This is a genomic window from Ruegeria sp. BC3, assembly GCF_056539265.1.
On sequence record NZ_JBQFUP010000013.1, the window covers coordinates 1 to 19,406 of the forward strand.

The 19,406-nt window shown below is 57.9% G+C and carries 21 protein-coding genes and 1 tRNA gene; 12 read left to right on the plus strand and 10 right to left on the minus strand.

What is annotated here, in order from left to right; genetic code table 11:
• Window positions 1-243: 243 nt before the first annotated feature.
• On the minus strand, window positions 244-858 hold the full coding sequence (gene msrQ, locus ACR0MV_RS20815) for a protein-methionine-sulfoxide reductase heme-binding subunit MsrQ (protein ID WP_480703587.1): 615 nt from the start codon (window positions 856-858) through the stop codon (window positions 244-246).
• Window positions 859-862: 4 nt separating this feature from the next.
• The gene (gene msrP, locus ACR0MV_RS20820) at window positions 863-1,765 is read right to left on the minus strand and encodes a protein-methionine-sulfoxide reductase catalytic subunit MsrP (RefSeq protein WP_170429543.1); all 903 of its coding nucleotides are present in this window, start codon (window positions 1,763-1,765) and stop codon (window positions 863-865) included.
• Between the two features lie 336 nt (window positions 1,766-2,101).
• Here msrP and ACR0MV_RS20825 point away from each other — a divergent pair, with 336 nt between their 5' ends.
• The 3 genes from ACR0MV_RS20825 (at window position 2,102) to ACR0MV_RS20835 (ending at window position 4,232) form a co-directional block, all read left to right on the plus strand.
• Window positions 2,102-2,293 carry a hypothetical protein gene (locus ACR0MV_RS20825; protein WP_170470179.1) on the plus strand — a complete coding sequence of 64 codons (192 nt, stop codon included), beginning with the start codon at window positions 2,102-2,104 and terminating at the stop codon, window positions 2,291-2,293.
• Between the two features lie 246 nt (window positions 2,294-2,539).
• Window positions 2,540-3,355, plus strand: a complete 816-nt coding sequence (locus ACR0MV_RS20830) for a cyclase family protein (protein ID WP_480703589.1) — start codon at window positions 2,540-2,542, stop codon at window positions 3,353-3,355.
• A gap of 100 nt (window positions 3,356-3,455) precedes the next feature.
• Window positions 3,456-4,232 carry a class I SAM-dependent methyltransferase gene (locus ACR0MV_RS20835; RefSeq protein ID WP_480703591.1) on the plus strand — a complete coding sequence of 259 codons (777 nt, stop codon included), beginning with the start codon at window positions 3,456-3,458 and terminating at the stop codon, window positions 4,230-4,232.
• A 118-nt stretch (window positions 4,233-4,350) separates the two neighbouring features.
• On the opposite strand, the gene clpB is transcribed toward ACR0MV_RS20835, so the two are convergent.
• Complete coding sequence (clpB, locus tag ACR0MV_RS20840) at window positions 4,351-6,969, minus strand: ATP-dependent chaperone ClpB (protein ID WP_480703592.1); 2,619 nt, start codon at window positions 6,967-6,969, stop codon at window positions 4,351-4,353.
• A gap of 127 nt (window positions 6,970-7,096) precedes the next feature.
• A complete protein-coding gene (locus ACR0MV_RS20845) occupies window positions 7,097-7,414 on the minus strand; it encodes a hypothetical protein (RefSeq protein ID WP_170470187.1) in 318 nt (105 codons plus the stop codon).
• A gap of 154 nt (window positions 7,415-7,568) precedes the next feature.
• Between ACR0MV_RS20845 and pyrF the strand changes: the two genes are divergently transcribed.
• Entirely contained in the window at window positions 7,569-8,288 is a 720-nt protein-coding gene (pyrF, locus tag ACR0MV_RS20850) for an orotidine-5'-phosphate decarboxylase (protein ID WP_475201041.1), read from the plus strand.
• 305 nt (window positions 8,289-8,593) lie between these two features.
• On the opposite strand, the gene ACR0MV_RS20855 is transcribed toward pyrF, so the two are convergent.
• Window positions 8,594-9,001, minus strand: coding sequence for an NUDIX hydrolase (locus ACR0MV_RS20855; RefSeq protein WP_480703593.1), 408 nt, complete (start codon window positions 8,999-9,001; stop codon window positions 8,594-8,596).
• 77 nt (window positions 9,002-9,078) lie between these two features.
• Between ACR0MV_RS20855 and ACR0MV_RS20860 the strand changes: the two genes are divergently transcribed.
• On the plus strand, window positions 9,079-10,332 hold the full coding sequence (locus ACR0MV_RS20860; protein WP_480703595.1) for a DNA polymerase IV: 1,254 nt from the start codon (window positions 9,079-9,081) through the stop codon (window positions 10,330-10,332).
• Window positions 10,333-10,334: 2 nt separating this feature from the next.
• On the opposite strand, the gene ACR0MV_RS20865 is transcribed toward ACR0MV_RS20860, so the two are convergent.
• Window positions 10,335-11,195 (minus strand): N-formylglutamate amidohydrolase, encoded by an 861-nt coding sequence (locus ACR0MV_RS20865; protein WP_480703596.1) that lies wholly within the window; start codon window positions 11,193-11,195, stop codon window positions 10,335-10,337.
• Between the two features lie 148 nt (window positions 11,196-11,343).
• Here ACR0MV_RS20865 and ACR0MV_RS20870 point away from each other — a divergent pair.
• Window positions 11,344-11,418 (plus strand) — tRNA-Val (locus tag ACR0MV_RS20870).
• Between the two features lie 90 nt (window positions 11,419-11,508).
• Entirely contained in the window at window positions 11,509-11,634 is a 126-nt protein-coding gene (gene ykgO / locus ACR0MV_RS20875; protein WP_008755722.1) for a type B 50S ribosomal protein L36, read from the plus strand.
• Between the two features lie 64 nt (window positions 11,635-11,698).
• Here the strand turns inward: ykgO and ACR0MV_RS20880 are convergent, their stop codons facing one another.
• A complete protein-coding gene (locus tag ACR0MV_RS20880; RefSeq protein ID WP_480703598.1) occupies window positions 11,699-12,352 on the minus strand; it encodes a DUF1826 domain-containing protein in 654 nt (217 codons plus the stop codon).
• Window positions 12,349-13,560, minus strand: a complete 1,212-nt coding sequence (locus ACR0MV_RS20885) for a GTP-binding protein (RefSeq protein ID WP_480703600.1) — start codon at window positions 13,558-13,560, stop codon at window positions 12,349-12,351. Before ACR0MV_RS20885 ends, ACR0MV_RS20880 begins: the two co-directional genes overlap by 4 nt.
• Window positions 13,561-13,885: 325 nt before the next feature.
• Between ACR0MV_RS20885 and ACR0MV_RS20890 the strand changes: the two genes are divergently transcribed.
• The gene (locus ACR0MV_RS20890; RefSeq protein WP_480703601.1) at window positions 13,886-14,902 is read left to right on the plus strand and encodes a Fe(3+) ABC transporter substrate-binding protein; all 1,017 of its coding nucleotides are present in this window, start codon (window positions 13,886-13,888) and stop codon (window positions 14,900-14,902) included.
• Between the two features lie 62 nt (window positions 14,903-14,964).
• Here the strand turns inward: ACR0MV_RS20890 and ACR0MV_RS20895 are convergent, their stop codons facing one another.
• Complete coding sequence (locus ACR0MV_RS20895) at window positions 14,965-15,894, minus strand: hypothetical protein (RefSeq protein ID WP_480703602.1); 930 nt, start codon at window positions 15,892-15,894, stop codon at window positions 14,965-14,967.
• 246 nt (window positions 15,895-16,140) lie between these two features.
• Between ACR0MV_RS20895 and ACR0MV_RS20900 the strand changes: the two genes are divergently transcribed.
• Complete coding sequence (locus ACR0MV_RS20900) at window positions 16,141-16,356, plus strand: hypothetical protein (RefSeq protein WP_480703603.1); 216 nt, start codon at window positions 16,141-16,143, stop codon at window positions 16,354-16,356.
• A gap of 11 nt (window positions 16,357-16,367) precedes the next feature.
• Here ACR0MV_RS20900 and ACR0MV_RS20905 read toward each other — a convergent pair whose 3' ends face one another.
• Window positions 16,368-17,255: a LysR family transcriptional regulator gene (locus ACR0MV_RS20905; RefSeq protein ID WP_480703604.1), complete on the minus strand. Its 888-nt coding sequence runs from the start codon at window positions 17,253-17,255 to the stop codon at window positions 16,368-16,370.
• Window positions 17,256-17,387: 132 nt separating this feature from the next.
• Here ACR0MV_RS20905 and ACR0MV_RS20910 point away from each other — a divergent pair, with 132 nt between their 5' ends.
• Genes ACR0MV_RS20910 through ACR0MV_RS20920 form a run of 3 tightly spaced genes read left to right on the plus strand, consistent with a single transcriptional unit; the run spans window position 17,388 to window position 19,388 of the window.
• Window positions 17,388-18,302, plus strand: a complete 915-nt coding sequence (locus ACR0MV_RS20910) for an alpha/beta hydrolase (protein WP_480703605.1) — start codon at window positions 17,388-17,390, stop codon at window positions 18,300-18,302.
• Window positions 18,303-18,313: 11 nt separating this feature from the next.
• A complete protein-coding gene (locus tag ACR0MV_RS20915) occupies window positions 18,314-18,808 on the plus strand; it encodes a nuclear transport factor 2 family protein (RefSeq protein ID WP_254445871.1) in 495 nt (164 codons plus the stop codon).
• 37 nt (window positions 18,809-18,845) lie between these two features.
• The gene (locus tag ACR0MV_RS20920; RefSeq protein ID WP_170429593.1) at window positions 18,846-19,388 is read left to right on the plus strand and encodes a nuclear transport factor 2 family protein; all 543 of its coding nucleotides are present in this window, start codon (window positions 18,846-18,848) and stop codon (window positions 19,386-19,388) included.
• Window positions 19,389-19,406: the final 18 nt, after the last annotated feature.

Sequence of the window (19,406 nt, forward strand, 5' to 3'; positions counted from 1 at the left end):
TCAGGCCGTCTCTCCGACCCGTCAGCACCGCCTCAGCAGCGCCGGTGAAGGGGGTTCTAAGTATTACAACAAACCTCCGCAACCGAAAAATTCGCTAAATTTGAAAAAAACGGAAAAAACATGAATTTACCAATTAAAACAACAATTTAAATGATACATACATTAGCCGAAACACGCAGAAATCAAGTAAGCAGGACCGAATCTAACGTTTTGCACAAGGTTACCCACAGACTCGCTGCCGAGTCAGGCGGAATCGGCGGAACGGAACCGAGTCAGCAGGCCGGAAACCGGAACCCGCAGTAACAGCAGGCCAATGATCAGTGACAGATAGACGAGCGGTTCAATCTGAAACCCCTTGGCAAGCATGACATAGTGTAAGCCACCCAGAATGGCGGCCGGGAAGACCAGTCGCTGCAAGCTGCGCCAGCGAGGACCCAATTTGCGTACGGACAGATTGTTTGATGTGATCGCCAAAGGGATCATCAGCAGAAACGCCGCCATCCCGACTGTAATATAGGGCCGCTTGACGATGTCCGCCCAAATCTGGCTGGGCACCTGCACATCCAGAATCAGCCACACCAGAAGATGCAAGGCGACATAGGTGAAGGTCAGCACGCCCAGCGCGCGGCGGAACTTGATCAGGTTCAACCCCGTAAAGTTCCGCAATGGTGAGATCGCCAGCACCACAATCAAAAGCTGCAGTGCCAGTTCGCCATATCGATGCTCAAGTGCCTCAATCGGATCAATGCCCAGACCACCGGTCAAACCCTGGTAGAACAGCCAGGGGGCGGGAAGCGCCCCCAGCAAGTAAACCAGCCAGACAGGAATGCGGCGAAGGGTCTGGTTCAGCTTTTGCATGGCGTTAGTAGAACTCTGCCAGGTCCATACCTTCGTAGAGCCCCGCGACCTCTTCTTCGTACCCGTTGAACATAAGAGTAGGGATGCGTTTGGCGAACAAGCCGCCGCCGATCTGCCGTTCTGAGGCCTGAGACCAACGCGGATGATCCACGTTCGGGTTCACATTACTATAAAAGCCATATTCGCGCGGGGCCGACATGTTCCAGCTGGTCGGCGGCTCGACATCGGTCAGTGTAATACGGACAATCGACTTGATCGATTTGAACCCGTATTTCCACGGCACCACCAGACGCAGCGGTGCCCCGTTCTGGTTTGGGATCGGACGGTCATAAATACCCGTCGCCATGATGGTCAACGGGTGCATCGCCTCATCCAGACGCAGACCCTCACGGTACGGCCACTCCAGAATCGGGAACTGAACCCCCGGCATCTCATCGGGGCGATAGGCGGTTTGGAAGGCCACGTACTTCGCGCCCTCTTGTACCCCGGCCATGTTCAGCAAATCGGCCAGTTCGAACCCGTTCCAGGGAATAACCATCGACCAGGCTTCGACGCAGCGAAAGCGGTAGATGCGTTCTTCTACCGTCATCTCGGACATGATGTCCTTGAAGTCGTACTCGCCAGGCTTGTCGACCATACCGTCGATGGTCACACTCCAAGGTTCTGTAACCAGTGTATGCGCGTATTTCGCGGGATCATCCTTGCGCGTGCCGAACTCGTAGAAATTATTGTACGAGGTGATCTCTTCCCAGGTGTTGGGCTCAAGAGCTTCTTGCGCCGCTGCCGGTCTGGCCAGTCCCGCCAATCCGACACCTGCCAGGCCAGCCATCACCTGCCGCCGGTTCAGAAACGCCGCACGTGGCGTGACGTCGGCATGTGTCAGTGTATTGGTCCAGCGATGCGCCATGAAGGTCTCCTTGGTTAGATCAGCCTGTGTTTCAGTTAATCCGCTGATAGCACAGCGCCAAGGCAACATGCGTCACGTTTGGGAGAAGAGACTGTAACGATTCCCAAAGCCCGGCGCCGCAGGGCCATCATTGCGCAGACATGCGGACGCGGAGATGCGGGCAGGTGCGCACTGGAGGCGGCGAAGCAAACGCCTGACCCAACGTCACCTAAATCATTGATTTTGATCAAAGAAGCCACAATGCCCACAAGGCATTCTGCGCGCAAAGGGCTAAAGAAACTGGGCCACTCGGGTCGCGCCCTGCATTTCGGAAACTTTGATCGGAACGGACGACACATGAAACTGAAACTTGTCGCTGGGATCTCTCTGATCCTCATTGTTGCAGCATGCGGCCAGAAACAGACCTACCCTATTTCAGGTTGCGACGCGAACGCGACCTACCCGGTGACCTGCAAAGAGCTTGGTGAAGAAAACAAGCTGACCAAGTCGACCGCTCAGGATTTGAACGCTCTGCCCAGCGGCGCGTGAACTGACTGATTCAGTTCTTTGTAGAGCCCGCCCTTCGGTGGGCTCTTATCTTTTGGAAGTGCTCGGACCGCCCTGCAGAAGGTCACGCCTTGTTGATTGCCGATGATCTGCTGAGGGTCGCTCATCCAGTCCACCAGCCTTTACAAGTGCTTCCCCCCGCTTGCAGTCTGGACCACAGGACCCAACGGCTGGCCCCTGGGTCCATCGCAAACCCGATTGCCGGGCCAGACTGAAGGGAGAAGACGAATGTGTGACATCTGTGTGATGAACGCGGTCAAAGACCGGATGCTGTCAAGAAGAGGGTTCTTCAAAGCTGCTGCAGCCTCGGGCGTTGCTGTTGCTGCAACCGGGGCCAGCGCACCGGTCGCTCTGGCCGCCGGGCACGGCAAGGTCGAAGATATGACCCATACAATCAGCCCAGATTTCCCGACCTATTTCGGTGAGCCGGGATACGCATCAGAGCAGGTGTTCAACTTTGGCGAGCACGGCTTCAACCTGCAGCGCATGACCGTGAATGAACACACGGGCACCCATATCGACGCGCCTTTGCACTTTTCTGCGGATGGCGCATCGGTTGACGAAATCCCGGTCTCAGACCTGGTCGCCCCGCTATGCGTGGTCGACATTGCCGCCCGCGCCGCTGAAGACGCCGATACATTGCTGACACCGGATGACCTCAAGACCTGGACGTCCACCCATGGCGACATCCCGGACGGCGCATGCGTCGCCTTGTACTCCGGCTGGGCCGCCAAGGCTGACAGCGACGCATTTCGCGGGTTTGATGGCGAAGCCCAGCATTACCCTGGATTCCACCCCGAGGCGGCGATGATGTTGATCGAAGAGACCGGCGCACGCTCGATTGCGTCTGATACGCTCTCGTTGGACCACGGCATCTCGACCGACTTCGCAACCCATTACGCGTGGCTTCCGACCGGCCGGTACGGGATCGAAAACATCGCAGGGCTGGAGCGTGTACCTGCAGCAGGGGCTACTCTTGTGATCGGCGCACCAAAACATGCGGGCGGAACTGGCGGGCCTGCTCGTATTTTTGCGATGATCTAGAGACGACCAATCCGAACCACCGGATGCGACGTTGCATGCGGCAGAAATCTGATTCATCTTCCGACCAAAACCTATTCCGGTTCTGGATTGGCCACCCATTATGATTTCGACTGAACAAATGATGGAAGCTACAGCTCTGCCCCCTGTGGCAGAGCTGTCGTTTGATGCGTTTTCAAAAGATGACCTTGTAAACCTAATCATGCAAAGATCCGAGATCATCTATGATCAGCCGCGATCTGGCAGAGTGGTTCGAGCATGGGCCGCAGGTGACCCAGAACCGGCTTTGTCACTGGTACTTGAGCACGGCGATCAATTGGCAAAACGCGCTGCTGCAATCATTTATCTGGAGTATCAGGAAATCCGAGGTGCCATAAACGGTGCAAAACCAAAATCCGTCGCCGACATCGGATGCGGATACGCAATATTCGATCTATTTTTGTGGAAGGACCACAACTGCCGTTTGACGCTCATTGATCTGGAAGAAACTGAAGAACGCCATTTCGGGTATGGTGAAACCGGCGCTGCCTATTCCAGTTTGTCCGTTGCGCGCTCTTTTTTGACACAGAACGGTGTCGATACGGGCAGTATCACATGCCTCAACCCGAAAACGGACGATCTTTCTGCCGTCGGGTCTATTGAGTTAGCGATGAGCTTTATTTCTTGCGGCTTCCATTATCCTGTTCAGACCTACGAAGATTTTTTTCGGAATTCAGTTTCCGACGATGGGACGATCATTCTTGATCTGAGAACTCGAACTGCGCGGGAGGGAATGGAATTCCTGGGAACTATTGGACAAGTGTCCAGTCTGGTCGATGCTGCAAGAGGCGGAGCCAAGCGTGTTCTGGTCAGGAAAGACCACCAAGCGCCGAAACCCTGATCTGTTGCCTAAAACCGTCCGATCCATTGGTACAGGACGGTACGAGTTTGTCGTCTATTCATTATAGACGGAAAAAGACCCACCGTGATGGTGGGTCTTTCCAGGGGCTACTCCCAATTTAGTGCACCACGGCATCATCCGGCCGCGGCCGTTCTGACGTGCCCAACCGGTCGCCGATGATCAGGCCATCGGAACCAGCGGTCACAGGGACGGTCTCACCATCCTTGATCTCACCGGCAAGCAGCGCCTCAGCCAGCGGGTTCTGCAACGCACGCTGGATCACGCGCTTCAGCGGACGCGCACCAAAGACCGGGTCATAACCTTCGTTGGCCAGCCACTCTTTGGCGCCTTCGTCCAAAGCCAGCTCGATCTTGCGGGCGGCCAGACGTTTTTGCAGACGCGCCATCTGGATATCGACGATACCATCCATATCGGCCCGCTTGAGCCGGTCAAAGATGATGGTCTCGTCCAGACGGTTCAGGAATTCCGGCCGGAAATGGGCCCGGACCGCATCCATCACATCCCGCTTCGCCTGAGCGCTGTCCGCACCTTCGGGCAATTGGCTCAGCGACTGAGACCCAAGGTTCGACGTCAGGATGATCAGCGTCTGCTTGAAGTCCACCGTGCGGCCTTGACCATCGGTCAGCACGCCATCGTCCAGAACCTGCAACAGGACGTTAAACACATCCGGGTGCGCTTTTTCGACCTCATCGAACAGCACGACCTGATAAGGCCTGCGCCGCACGGCTTCGGTCAGCACACCGCCTTCGTCATACCCAACATAGCCCGGAGGGGCACCGATCAGACGGGCGACCGCGTGTTTCTCCATGAACTCGGACATGTCGATACGCACCATCGCGTTGTCGTCGTCGAACAGGAAGTTCGCTACGGCCTTGGTCAGCTCGGTCTTACCCACGCCGGTCGGACCGAGGAACAGGAACGAACCCAGCGGGCGACCTTCGTCATTCAGGCCCGCACGCGCACGGCGCACGGCATTGGCGACAGCGGTCACCGCCGCATCCTGACCGATGACGCGGGAATGCAGATCATCTTCCATCCGCAGCAGTTTCTCACGCTCACCTTCCAGCATTTTCGAGGTCGGGATACCCGTCCAGCGCTCAACCACCGAGGCAATCTGTTCCGGACGCACCGTTTCCTCGGCCATCATGGCGTTGCTTTCGGCGTTTTCGGCCTCGGTCAACTGTTTCTCAAGCTCGGGGATGACGCCGTAAGACAGCTCACCCGCCTTGGCGAGATTACCTTCGCGCTTGGCGATCTCCAGATCGGCCCGCGCCTTGTCGAGCTGCTCCTTCAGATCACGCGCGCCAGCCAGCTTGTCGCGTTCGGCCTGCCACTGGGCGGTCATCTCGGCGGACTTCTCCTGCAGGTCGGCCAGATCCTTTTGCAAGGTTTCCAGACGATCCTTCGAGGCCGCATCGTCCTCAAGCTTCAGCGCCTCTTCCTCGATCTGCATCTGTAGGATCTGGCGATCCAGTTGATCCAGTTCTTCAGGTTTGGAATCGACTTCCATCCGCAGACGCGACGCGGCCTCATCGACCAGGTCGATGGCCTTGTCGGGCAGGAAACGGTCTGTGATGTAACGATGCGACAAGGTCGCCGCCGACACCAGCGCCGAGTCCGAGATGCGTACACCGTGGTGCAGCTCGTACTTTTCCTTGATGCCGCGCAGGATGCTGATCGTATCCTCGACCGTCGGCTCGGTGACCATCACAGGCTGGAACCGGCGCGCAAGGGCCGCGTCTTTTTCGACGTATTTGCGGTACTCATCCAGCGTGGTCGCGCCAATACAATGCAGCTCACCCCGCGCAAGCGCAGGCTTGATCAGGTTAGCAGCATCCATCGCGCCGTCGGATTTACCTGCTCCGACCAGCGTGTGCATCTCGTCGATGAACAGAATGATCTCACCGGCAGCTTCGGTCACCTCGGTCAGAACGGCCTTGAGGCGTTCCTCGAACTCACCGCGGTACTTCGCACCGGCGATCAGCGCGCCCATATCAAGCGCGAGCAACTTCTTGTCCTTCAGCGATTCCGGCACGTCTCCGTTCACGATGCGCAGGGCCATGCCCTCGGCAATCGCGGTTTTACCGACGCCGGGTTCGCCGATCAGAACCGGGTTGTTTTTGGTGCGGCGCGACAGAACCTGCATCGAGCGGCGAATTTCCTCATCCCGCCCGATGATCGGGTCAATCTTGCCCTCGGCGGCCGCCTCGGTCAGGTCACGCGCGTATTTTTTGAGCGCATCATAGCCTTCTTCCGCCGACGCACTGTCAGCGGTGCGACCCTTGCGGATATCGTTGATCGCTTCGTTCAGCTTCTGTGCGGATACGGCACCGGCTTCCAAGGCCTCTTTGGCTTTGGATTTCACCATGCACAAAGCCATCAGAACCCGCTCGACCGGTACAAAGCTGTCACCCGCTTTGGTGGCAATCTTTGCGGCCTCGTCCAAAACCTTGGCGGTCTGGCCGTCCATGTAGATCTGGCTTGCGTCACCGCTGACTTTTGGGATCTTCCCCATCGAAGCGTCCAATGCCTCGACCACGCGACCGGGCGCCCCGCCCGCGCGTGTAATCAGGTTGCTTGCCAGCCCCTGATCGTCATCCATCAATGCTTTCAGAATATGTTCGGGCAACAACCGCTGGTGCCCCTCGCGCAGCGCAATCGTCTGCGCCGCCTGCACGAAACCCCGTGCCCGCTCGGTGAACTTGTTCAAGTCCATGTAATTCTCCTTTTCTCAAGCGCCCTGAATGTGATGCGCCCGCTTGGCGGCACGCTTCGGTCTGGGCCTCACATTCAATTTGGGAAATAACTTCGCCCGTTCAAGGGGCTGGCCCTGTGTTTTCGGCCTATCGTCGAGGCACGGTATAGACAGTGTAACCACCAGTCCTGGCGACCTCGCGCGCGGCATACATCGCCACCAGAGACTGCGCCGCATCACTGCCGGTCGGACAGGAGACCAGGTCCGCCGCATCATCCAGAAAATTAACCGTAAATGCGGTTTCTCCTGTCAGCTGACAGTCGTCGTCTGTGGACCGGTATCCGCGAACAAGCCGAAGGTCATCATTCGTCGGCGAAACCACCGTCACATCTGCGGCTTCACTTTCAAGCGGCATGTCCTGACACGCGGACAGAACCAGAATGCCCAAACCAACCCAGTGTTTCATTGTCCCGCCTTTCGCAAATGCTTTGATGAATGGTCGGCACCATATCACAGCCTGTCCCAAGATGTTTGATCTTGATCACCCACCTGTCCCGCATGGACATGTGGCCCTTAACCCGCTAGGACGCGGACGTTTGCCAAAAAGTGGAGCGCGCACCATGTCCGATGATCGCCTGATCGTAGCCCTTGATGTCCCCAACGCCCTGCAGGGGCTGGCCATGGCCGAGCGGCTTGGCGATAGCGTTTCCTTCTACAAGATCGGGTTGGGCATGCTGACCGGTGGCGGTCTGGCGCTGGCCAATGAGCTAAAGCAGGACCACGGCAAACGCATCTTTCTGGACATGAAGCTGTTCGACATCGGCAACACGGTCGAAAACGCGGTACGCGGCCTGGCCCAGTTCGATCTGGATTTTCTGACGGTACACGGAGACCCGCATGTTGTGCGCGCCGCAAAAGAAGGGGCCGCGGGCAAAGACCTCAAGATTTTGGCAGTGACCATTCTGACCTCGCTGAACCGCGACGATCTGGACGCCAGCCTTCTGAAAGAAGGCGATGTGCAGGATCTGGTTGTCGAACGTGCAGCCCGCGCGCTTGAGGCCGGTGCGGACGGCGTCATCGCAAGCCCGCAAGAAGCCGCCCTGATCCGCGCTCTGCCCCAAGCCGAGGGCCGCTTGATCGTCACCCCCGGCGTTCGCCCGGCAGGTGCAGAATTGGGCGACCAGAAACGCGTCGCGACGCCTGCCAATGCGGTTGCGGACGGTGTGGACCATATCGTCGTGGGCCGGCCAATCTACCAAGCCGAGAACCCAAAGGCCGCCGCCGAAGCAATCCTTGCCGAACTGGCATCGCCCCAAGCAAAAACACCGAACAGGGGTTAAACCCCTGCTTTGGGCAGGTTTGATTTTTTGCGAATAGTGCTGGACGAGCGCGCCCGCGCGGGCAGATTTTAGGGTTGCCCGCGATCCAAGCAGTTGACCTTACGTCACTTTTGTCCGATCCGCGCCAAATAGTCCCTGTGCCCGAAAACACACATGAAACATGTGAGTTTTCGTTGTGTGACCTCGATCCTATCTAATTCGTGGAATTTGAGCGATTCTTGGGCCGTGATACTCCCCGCGGACCATCTCTTCCTGAGGTCCGTCACCTCCCCCCGCCAATCGCGGGGGGTCTTCTTCAGAAAGAACTAAACGTCAAAAGATGGTCTGGCCTCGGTCAGGTAATGACGAAGGCGGATCGCAAAGTTGGGCACAGTCAGCGGATTATCCAGATAGGCAATCGGCGACATCAAACTCCACCCCTGCCCCTCGTCACCAAAACGTATCAGACTGGTGTCACTGGGCGGTCTGTGGGCCACGAAAAACCAGTTTTGTTCGTATCGGCGCGACCAAACGAAATCAGCATCGCCCAGACGCAATCCGACCTCTTCAAAGGTTTCCCGGGTGACACATTGCAAAGGCGTCTCGGCCCCTTCGCGACCGCCGCCGGGAAAATCGAAATGGTTCGGAAATGGAATATCCTTCTTGTCGTCTCTCTGGATCACCAGCAATTCCGCCCCAAGAAACAGCGCGACCTTTGCCCCCGTGAACTGCATGAACCGCTTTCTCTTTGTGTCTCGACAAGATAGTTTTAGCCAACACCTCAAAGCGCATAAACTGAGAAAAACGTCTGATGCCCGCTTTATGCCGCGACTGCTATTCAACATTTGAACATGAGGCGCGCTGCCCCTCTTGCGGCAGTCCGCGGATCAAGACGCACGTGGAATTGTTCGACCTGTCCATTGCGCATATGGATTGCGACGCGTTCTACGCCTCGGTCGAAAAGCGGGACAATCCCGAACTGGCAGACAAGCCGGTGATCATCGGGGGCGGCAAGCGGGGTGTGGTCTCGACCGCATGCTATGTGGCACGCATTCGCGGGGTGCGCTCGGCCATGCCAATGTTCAAGGCGCTGCAACTGTGCCCGGACGCCGTGGTCATCAAGCCGCGCATGTCGGTCTATGCCGAGGTCTCACGCGAGATCCGCAAGATGATGGACGAACTGACCCCAGTGATCGAGCCTCTGTCGCTGGACGAGGCTTTTATGGACTTGTCAGGCACGCAACGCCTGCATGGTGCCCCACCTGCGGTCATGTTGGCGCGGTTAGTAAAACGGATGAAGGATGAACTGGGCGTGACCGGCTCCATCGGCCTGTCGCACAACAAGTTTCTGGCCAAGGTCGCCTCGGACCTGGATAAGCCGCGCGGCTTTTCGGTGATCGGAAAGGCCGAAACGGCTGCGTTCCTGCACGACAAGCCCGTGCGCCTGATCTGGGGGATCGGTCCGGCTGCGCAGGAGTCACTGGATCGTGCGGGCATTCGAACCTTTTCGGATCTGCTGCGCTGGGATCAGGAGGCCCTCAGCGCACGCTTTGGCTCGATGGGGTATCGACTGTGGCATCTGGCCCGTGGACAGGACAAGCGGCGCGTGTCTTCGCATGAGCCGATGAAATCCATCAGCAACGAAACCACGTTTTTCGAAGACACGGCCAGCCTGGATATTCTGGACGGCCACCTGTGGCGTATGTCCGAAAAGGTAGCAGACCGGGCCAAGGCCAAAGGATTGGCGGGCCGGGTTGTGACGCTGAAACTGAAGCAAGCAAACCACAAGATCATCACACGGCGCGTATCGCTGAGGGATGCCACACAGATCGCAGATCGCATCTATCGTACCGCGCGCGGGTTGTTCGATCAGGTCGGCGATAAGGGGCCCTATCGCCTGTTGGGGTGCGGAATTTCCGATCTGTGCCCCGAGGATCAGGCGGACATCTCGGGCGATCTGCTGGACCCCGGCGCGGCGCGACGGTCACAGGCCGAACGTGCCACGGACGAAATCCGACGCCGGTTTGGAACGGATGCAATTGTGAAGGGCCGTGCGTTGCGCTGATCCTACTCGGCAGCCAGACGCAACGGGTCACTGCCGATGCGCGAGATGTCCCGGATGACCGCCCGCAACAAATCCTGAAACGCCGTGAAATTGTCGTTAGGCGCGATCCTGACCTCATCCATATAGAGCGAGCGGTCGATCTCAATCTGGATGGCGTGCTGGTTTCGACCAGGCCGCCCATATGTCTGCGTCACGTAGGCACCGGCAAATGGCGCGTTGCGCGCAACCACCAGACCGGCCGAGGCAAAGGCCTCTTCAATACGGTCCACGATCGCAGCCGAAGCGGATGCCCCGAATCTGTCGCCCAAAACGATCTGAGGCCGTTGCGACTTGGCCGTACTGACCATCGAAACCGCCTCGTGCGGCATCGAGTGGCAATCAATCAAAATCGCCTGACCAAAGGTTTCGTGGGATTCGGACAAAAGGGATTTCAACCGCGCATGATACGGCCGCCAGCAGGTATCAATCCGCAACCGGGCCTCATCCATAGTGAGTTTTCCCCGGTAGATCGCGCGCCCATTGGCCACGACCCTGGGAATCACTCCCAACCCGGATGCGACACGCGGGTTATGTCCGTGACGGCGTGCGCCCTGAATCAACGCCGGGTCCAGTTCCTCGGCGCTGCGGTTCAGATCCAGATAGGCCCGCGGCTTGGTCGCGGCTATCAGCGGCGCGCCATAATCAATGGCCGATGCAAACAACTGATCCACAAAAGCGTCTTCTGATGAACGAATCACCTTTTGGTTCAGAACCGTACGGTTCAGCATCGCAGCGGGGTAGTTCCGGCCACTATGCGGAGAGGAAAACACCACGCAAGACGTGCGCTTGGCGGGCATATCCAATACGTAAGCAGCGTTCTTCATGGCGACTCCTTGTTCGCATTGAACATAGACCGGAAAATAGTTCTACCAAACCCCTTGAACCCCTCTGCGACTCCTTTTATAGACCCCGCTACCGGCGCGGGGTTCCGCGCCCCATTTCGTTATGGGGCTGGGCACGCAAAGGTAAAGTGGGCGGTTAGCTCAGCGGTAGAGCACTTCGTTGACATCGAAGGGGTCACAAGTTCGATCCTTGTACCGCCCACCATCGTTTCACTGTTCCGGAACTCCGGGGCACCCGCTAACCCAGGCGCTGGCCACGTCTTTGATGAAGGCGCCGCAGATTGGAGACAGACCCATGAAGGTCAAGAACTCGCTCCGCTCGCTCAAGAACCGGCACCGCGACTGCCGGATTGTGCGTCGCAAAGGCCGCGTCTACGTGATCAACAAGACGCAGCGCAAGTTCAAAGCTCGCCAGGGCTAAGAACTGCACAAACCGAATAGAAAAAGCCGCGCTTTTAAGCGCGGTTTTTTTTGGTCCAAAGCCTCTAGTGCGCGAACATATGATCCGGCTCGTGTTCCGGGTCCGCCACGGGATCAAGGACCAGCAACAGACGCGTTTCACCGGTGCCTTCGATCGGCGGAGAGCGGTGCAAAAGCCCCGATTTCGGAGTTTCCGGCCAAAGTGTTCCACGCAAAACAACTGGAGAACCCGTGGGCACGGTGAACACGCGGGTGGGATCCATGCCGTCGGTCGAGATCCCGTACTGAGTCCCCGTCCCGCGGTATGTGCAGACCAGGCGCGACGTCACCGCATCGATGTGGAACCTGCGGCAGGCGTTTGTCGCCACAACGTCCAAACGCAGCCGCAACCATTTTGATCGCGTCAAATCCGCAAACATCGCGGCCAGCGCGGCCACGTCATCCACAAGCCGGTCACGCTCCAACCCAGCCGGAGTACCGGAAGCCTCGCACGGCTCGACAACGGCGTTGCGCACAGCCTCTGGCCGCAGGATGACCCGCGCCTTGGGCAGTTGTTCGGGACACAAACCGTCAATCCAGGACTGAAAGCTGGCCAAGGGATCGCGACGCCAGATTGCTGCGGCGTAACCTGGGTTGTGAATGACCGACAAGCCTTCGGGCGTGTCGGCAACACCGACGCCAATAGCCGCGTCTTTGACGATCTCACGGACCAGGGTCATGCGGCGGCCTCCGTCCGGCGCCAGACGGGAAAGGGGTCAGGAAGATCGGGCAAGTCTTCGGGACGGCCTGCGACGACCGCGGGCAGCAGCGCCGCATCAAGACGAGCTTTGAGCGCCGGCCAATCAATGCCGCTGCCGATAAACACAATCTCTTGCCGCCGGTCGCCCCAGGGCTCTTGCCAATGGGCTTGGATATGCGCCTGCGCGCTTTCGTGATCCGGTCGGCGTTCTTCCGGGACCGTGGCCCACCATGTGCCCAGCGGTTTGACCGAGGACAGCGCCCCGGCAAGCGAGAATTCGGCCACCCAATCGGGACGCGTCGCGATCCAGAAATGCCCTTTTGCGCGAATGACGCCCGGCAAATCGCCGTTCAGTATCGTCAGGATTTTTTCAGGTACAAAAGGCTGCCGCGCCCGGTAGACATAGCTGGTGACACCGTATTCCTCGGTTTCCGGGACGTGATCGGCAAACCCATAAAGCTCTTTAGCCCACATCGGATGTTCATGCGCCTTTTCGAAATCGAAGAGGCCGGTATCAAGAATCTCTTCCGCCGCAACGTCCGAATGGTTCGTCTCGATAATCCGTGCATCGGCGTTCAGGCTGCGAATGATCTTGCGCGCGGCATCCACACGGTCGGGCCCGGCGTCCGCGACCTTGTTGAGGATCACCACATCCGCGAACTCGATCTGATCGGTCAGCAGATGGACAAGCGTTCGCTCATCCTCTTCACCTAGCGATTCTCCACGGTCTGCTAGGAAATCGTGGCTGGAAAAGTCTGCCAACAGATTCACCGCGTCGACCACGGTCACCATTGTATCCAGACGCGAGATGTCCGACAGGCTTTCGCCCAGCTCGTCACGGAAATCAAAGGTGGCCGCAACGGGCAGAGGCTCTGAGATCCCGGTCGATTCGATCAGCAGATAGTCGAACCGCCCCTCGCCTGCCAGTCGCCGCACTTCGTCCAATAGGTCATCGCGCAGCGTGCAGCAGATGCAGCCGTTGGACATCTCGACCAGCGTTTCGTCCGTCCGCGACAGTTCGGTATCGGCGCGCACCAGATCGGCGTCGATGTTGACCTCGGACATATCATTGACGATCACGGCAACCCGGCGCCCGTCACGATTGTTGAGCACGCGGTTCAGCAGGGTCGTCTTGCCCGCCCCAAGAAAGCCGGACAGGACAGTGACGGGAAGGCGGGTATTAGTCATTGAGCATTACCTATGTGATGTTTGGGACGCTGGGCTTCAGTTATCGTAATGTTATTACATCCCGTCAAGCGGCTATTCCGGCGCCCAGCGCTCTACCTTGATTTGGGAATTGGCCGGAAATTCGGATCAAGGTCAGCCTTGGATTGATCAACTTGCATCGGACGGCGAAACACCAAGTGTTTTCAGCCCTTCCTGATGTTCAGAACCGCAGCGACGTTTTGACCGACAAATTTTGTCGGAATTTCTTGCTTCTCCCCGAGAATCGTTTAATTGACAATTTCAGTCGGATTATGAACCGCCACATCTTTCATTACTGGGAACCACGATGCTGAAATCCTCGACCTGCATTGCCGCTGCTCTGACAGCACTGATCGCCACTTCTGCCGCCGCCGAGGGGGAATTGAACCTCTATTCCTCGCGCCATTACGACACCGACGAAAACCTCTATACCGATTTCGAAAAGGCCACCGGCATCACCATCAACCGCATCGAAGGCAAAGCCGACGAACTGATCGCGCGGATGGAAGCCGAAGGTGCGAACTCGCCCGCCGACATTCTGCTGACCGTCGACACTTCGCGCCTGGAACGTGCAAAGGATGCAGGTATCCTGCAATCGGTGGACAGCGCTGTACTGGAAGAGCGTATTCCCGCGAACCTGCAAGACAGCGACGATCAGTGGTTCGGCTTCTCGCAGCGCGGCCGCATCATCTTCTTCGACAAGGAAAACGTCGCCAACCCACCGGCCACATATGCCGATCTGGCCAAGCCGGAATACAAGGGTCAGATCTGTATCCGTTCGTCCAGCAACACCTATAACCAGACCCTGTTGGCATCGATCATCACCCATGAAGGCCCCGAGGCCGCAAAAGCATGGGCCCAAGGCATCGTCGACAACATGGCCCGCGAACCGCAAGGCGGCGACACTGACCAGCTGCGTGGCATCGTCTCGGGCGAGTGTGACATCGCCGTGTCGAACACCTATTACTTTGCGCGCGCGATCCGCAAAGACGTCAAAGGCGTTTCGGCTGATATCGAGTCGATCGGATGGGTCTTCCCGAACCAGGACGGCTATGGCGCACATATGAACCTGTCGGGTGCAGGTGTTGCAGCAAACGCTCCGAACAAAGAGAACGCCGTACTGTTCCTGGAGTATCTGGCAAGCGACAGCGCGCAACAGTATTTCTCGGCCGGTAACGACGAATTCCCGGCTGTTGCAGGTGTAGAACTGGCCGAGTCGGTCCAAGCTCTGGGCGACTTCAAAGCAGACGAAATCAGCCTGTCCGATGTCGCCAAGAACCTGCCCGAGGCCCAAAAGATCTTCAACGAAGTTGGTTGGAAGTAATTCCCAAAACAATCAGAGCAGTGTTAGGGGCGCGGAGTTTCTGCGCCCTTTTCTTGTTTGGCTCAAAAACGGATACCAAACCCGACGGAAAAGCCTGAAAACGAATCCGCCACGATGCCGTTCAGCATAATGCGCCCCGCCTGAACCGCAGGAAGACCAATCCTTGTCGTATCAACCTCGATCCCGATCCCGGCTGTAGCAAGCCAATCAGTATCAAGCACCATCGCGCTATCACCATGGTACAGCACCACTCCGCCATCCAGAACCAGCTTGGACGGGCGGCCCAGAAGCTTCACGTTATCAAGCGGATAGCGATGGCGCGAAAATAGCGTGGTTTGGTTGGAATTGGCGCGGGCATCGTCCGCCTGCGGTTCGTTGATCGGATAAAACTCCAGAAACGATTGCCGCAACCGGAACTCGGCCTCCCAACGTCCAAACCGCGCCTCGCGAAAAATACTCAGCGATCCGCCGGCACCAAATGCATACAGGTTCCCATCTACAACGCTGGTATCCCCGGCGCGCCCGGGAAACAGCGGAAAATTGGAAAACACCGCGTCGGTGGTGACATGCCCAAGCGACAAGTGGACCGCCGGGCGAATATACCAGTCATTGCCAATCAACTGCTCCCACCCGACGCCTACGGTGGCAGCAAGACTTGACCATGTCACATCTACTTCTGAATCCGACGCGATCTCGGGGAAAATCAAAACCGGGTTGTAGTTCTGATACGCAACAAGACCTTCCAGATAGAGACCGTTGTCCAAGGGTTTGAACCCACCGCGCAACTGTGTGTAGCGCAGGTTAGTTGCGTTGCCCGATGCGCTGAGAAAGGACAGCGATGACAAGGTTTCGTTTGGGGTGGCCGCAACGCTGAGGACTGCCAAGGCTGCTCGAGCGGCAGCTTCTGACGCATCCGGGTCAAGGTCCTGCGCCTGGGACACCGAAGCGAAACCACAAACCAACACCGATGTGTACGCAATAAGTCTTTTCACTTCGTGGATTCGCCTGTCGAAGATGCCCGGCCTCAACACGCACAGTTTTGATGCACGCATTCGCTTTTGAAAAAATGCTAACGCAGTCTAGGTTTCCAAAAAACTAAAACCACAACGCTGGCGCCACGAATCCCAAAGCGGGGTATTTTTGGAACACTCTGGCCTTTGAAGGTTTTCTGCAATGATACCGGAATGTGATTTGGCAAGCGCCGTCAAAGACGGTTCAATCGCATCAGGAGGTCCGTCATGAAATCTCAGGAACGGTTCGAGAAATTCTATTTCGCCAAGGTCGGAATGGGCGAAGCCTGCGGCTGCGCCGAGCGGGTCATTGACGTGTTCGAGTTCAACCGGAAAGGCGGCGTGCCTGAGAAGCATGCGGTGAAAGCGCAAAAGCCTCGGCGGCGGTCGTTTCGGTCCTGGGCCATGAAATACGGATTGATCAGCCGCAGACAGCGGCCTTGAAGCAACGGCAGCTAAGGCGCGGTCAGGTGCTCTCGGAACAGTTTCAGAGGCATCATGGTTCTGTATTCGCGCGGGAAGTACAGGAAGATCCCCGGTGTCGTCCCCAAATGCTTTTCCAATAGCGGGCTGAGCGCGCCTGCGGCGATGTCATCGACGAGATAATCCCGGAAGGTGTACATCAGACCCAAACCCTTTTTGGCCAGATCGACAGAAGCCGGAAGGGTGTTTGTGATCAGATTGCCCTGAACGTCAACCGAATAGGCGCCGTCTTTGCCCTGAAATTCCCACGGCGCGATGCGACCTGCGGATTGGAACCGATAGCGGATGCAACTGTGATCCAACAGATCACGCGGCTGGTCTGGATATCCATGGGTCGCCAAATAGTCTGGGCTGGCCACAACAGCCAATTGTAAGGGCGGCGTTACGCGAACGGCGACCATATCATGTGCAATGCGGTCCCCCAGCCGGAAACCTGCATGTAACTCCTCGCCCAGTATGTCTGACAGCGCATCCGTCAGCGACAGCTCTAGCTCGATCTCGGGATAGGCCGCACAAAAGCTCTGCAACCTTGGGGCCACGAATAGGTGATAGGCGAATTCGGGCATGGCCAGCTTCAAGGTCCCGCGTGCGGCGTGCCCGGTGCTGCGCGCACTCTCGACGGCCTCGGACAGTTGCTCAAAGGCAGGGCCTGCCCCGCGGATCAGCGCGCGCCCGGCCTCGGTCAGGCTGATTGACCGGGTGGTGCGGATGAACAGAGCTGTGCCCAGCTGATCTTCCAGCGCTTTGAGTTGATGGCTGACAGTTGACGGCTTGATGCCCAGCGCCTCGGCTGCAGCGCGCAACGATCCGTGCCGGGCAATGGCTGCAAAGATTTCAAGCGTGGCAAGGGGCAGGCGCACGGTAACTCCTTCTGAACCTATTATTCGATACCATACATGAAAGAAGTGAAAAACCGGGGAATTATCGCAAAACCGTTCAGCGCCTAGATTTGTTCCATCGCAGCACAGACTGATCAAGAGGATGAACGCGCTATGACCCAACCGACCCGCATCTCTCTGCAAAACAGCCCTACACGCAAAGGCGTTGCCGAACGCGCCGTGTCCTTCGATAGCAACGGCAATACCCTCAAAGGTACGTTGTATACGCCCGAAAACTCCTCGGCGGCCTTGCCCGCCGTTATCGTGACCGGGGCCTGGACCACCGTAAAAGAGCAGATGCCCGGCACCTATGCCCGTGAACTGGCAGCCCGCGGCTTTGCCGCTCTGGCCTTTGATTTCACGGGCTGGGGTGAAAGCGAAGGAACTCCACGTTTTGTGGAGGATCCGTCCGTCAAGACGGCGGACATTCGCACAGCCGCAGCCTTTCTGACCTCACTGGACGAGGTCGACAGTAGCCGTATCTCAGGTTTGGGGGTGTGTGCATCCTCCGGTTACATGGCCGCCGCTGTGGCAGACGACGCGAACCTGCAAAAAGTCGCACTGGTGGCCCCATGGCTGCATGATCCCGCGATGGCCGAGGGTATTTATGGCGGTCCCGAGATGGCCGCCAGCCTGATCGCCGCCTCTGAGGCTGACGGCGCTGAGGACACAGTTCTGCTTGGGGCCAGTACCACGGACGAAAACGCCGTTATGTATCAGGCCCCGTATTATACCGAGGAAGATCGCGGCCTGATCCCGGCCTATGACAATAAGTTCTCGGTCGCGTCGTGGAAGCCTTGGCTGACCTATGACGCACAAGCCAGCGCGGACCGGTTGACCAAGCCGATGCTGATGGTTGGTTCACCCTCGATCGCCCTGCCTGCAGGTGCCACCGCCTATGAAGCCCGTACCAAAGCGCCTTTGGAAAAGCTGTGGTTGGGCGAGGACGTAACCCAGTTCGATTTCTACGACCGCAAAGACGCCGTGACCGCAGCCTCGGACGCTGTGGCCGACTTCCTGAACGCCTGAAAGGACCCAAGATGAAAACCCTGACCAAAGCCGCGGCCCTTACCGCCGCAATCATGTCCGGAGATATCGCCATGGCCGCATCCCCAGAAGACAACATCAAAGTCGTACAGGACTTCTTTGCCGCCTATGGCGCAAACGATCTGGACGGCATCGCCTCCGTGATGGACGAAAACGTCAAATGGCACATTCCCGGTCGTCACCCCCTGTCCGGCACCAAGAATGGTCGTGACGAAGTGCTGGCTTTTTTCGCCCAGCTGGGGGCCGCCAATTTCAAGGCCGATCCGATCTATTTCGGTGCGGATGAGACTCACGTGGTCGATATCCACCGCGGCTGGTCCAATGCCGAAGGCAAGCCAAATGTCGATACGACCTGGGCGCTGGTCTACCGGATCGAGGACGGCAAAATCGTCGAGGCCACGAACCTGTCGGCCGATCAAGACGCGGCCAACACGTTCTTCTGGTCGCAATACGATCTGGCCCCGGTGCCCGAGCGTCTGGCCAAGTAACCCACACAACTCACTCTGACCTGACGGAGACTGACCGATGAAATCTTTTCTGACAGGAGTACTTGCGCTTGCGGGGGCCTCCACCGCCGCACTGGCTGAAATCTCTGATGAACAACAGGTTCTGAACGCGATCAACAATGTTGGGTACTACGCGGATCAGGGCGATTGGGACAAGGTGGCCGCGCAATTCCACCCCGACGGCGCGGTGCTGGACTACACCTCATACGCGAATGCCTCGGCGGGTACGTCGGCTGACCTTCCAACCCTGCTGCCCGCCGAGATCGTCGCAGCATGGCAAACGGTTTTACCCGGCTATGACCGCACCCACCACCTGATGGGAACGGAAAGCGTCAGCGTCAACGGCGACACGGCCACCACCACCTCGAACATCTACGCCACGCATATCCTTGAGAATGAAGGCGAGAATACATGGGTCTTTATAGGCGACTACCAGCATGAACTGGCGAAAACCGATGATGGTTGGAAGATCACCTTCATGCGCGCAAATCTGCGGGCGCAGCTGGGCAACGAAAACTTGCCTGCGCTTGCAGCCGAACGCGTGAAAGCCGCCAGCCAGTAAACCGGAGGTTTGATCCCA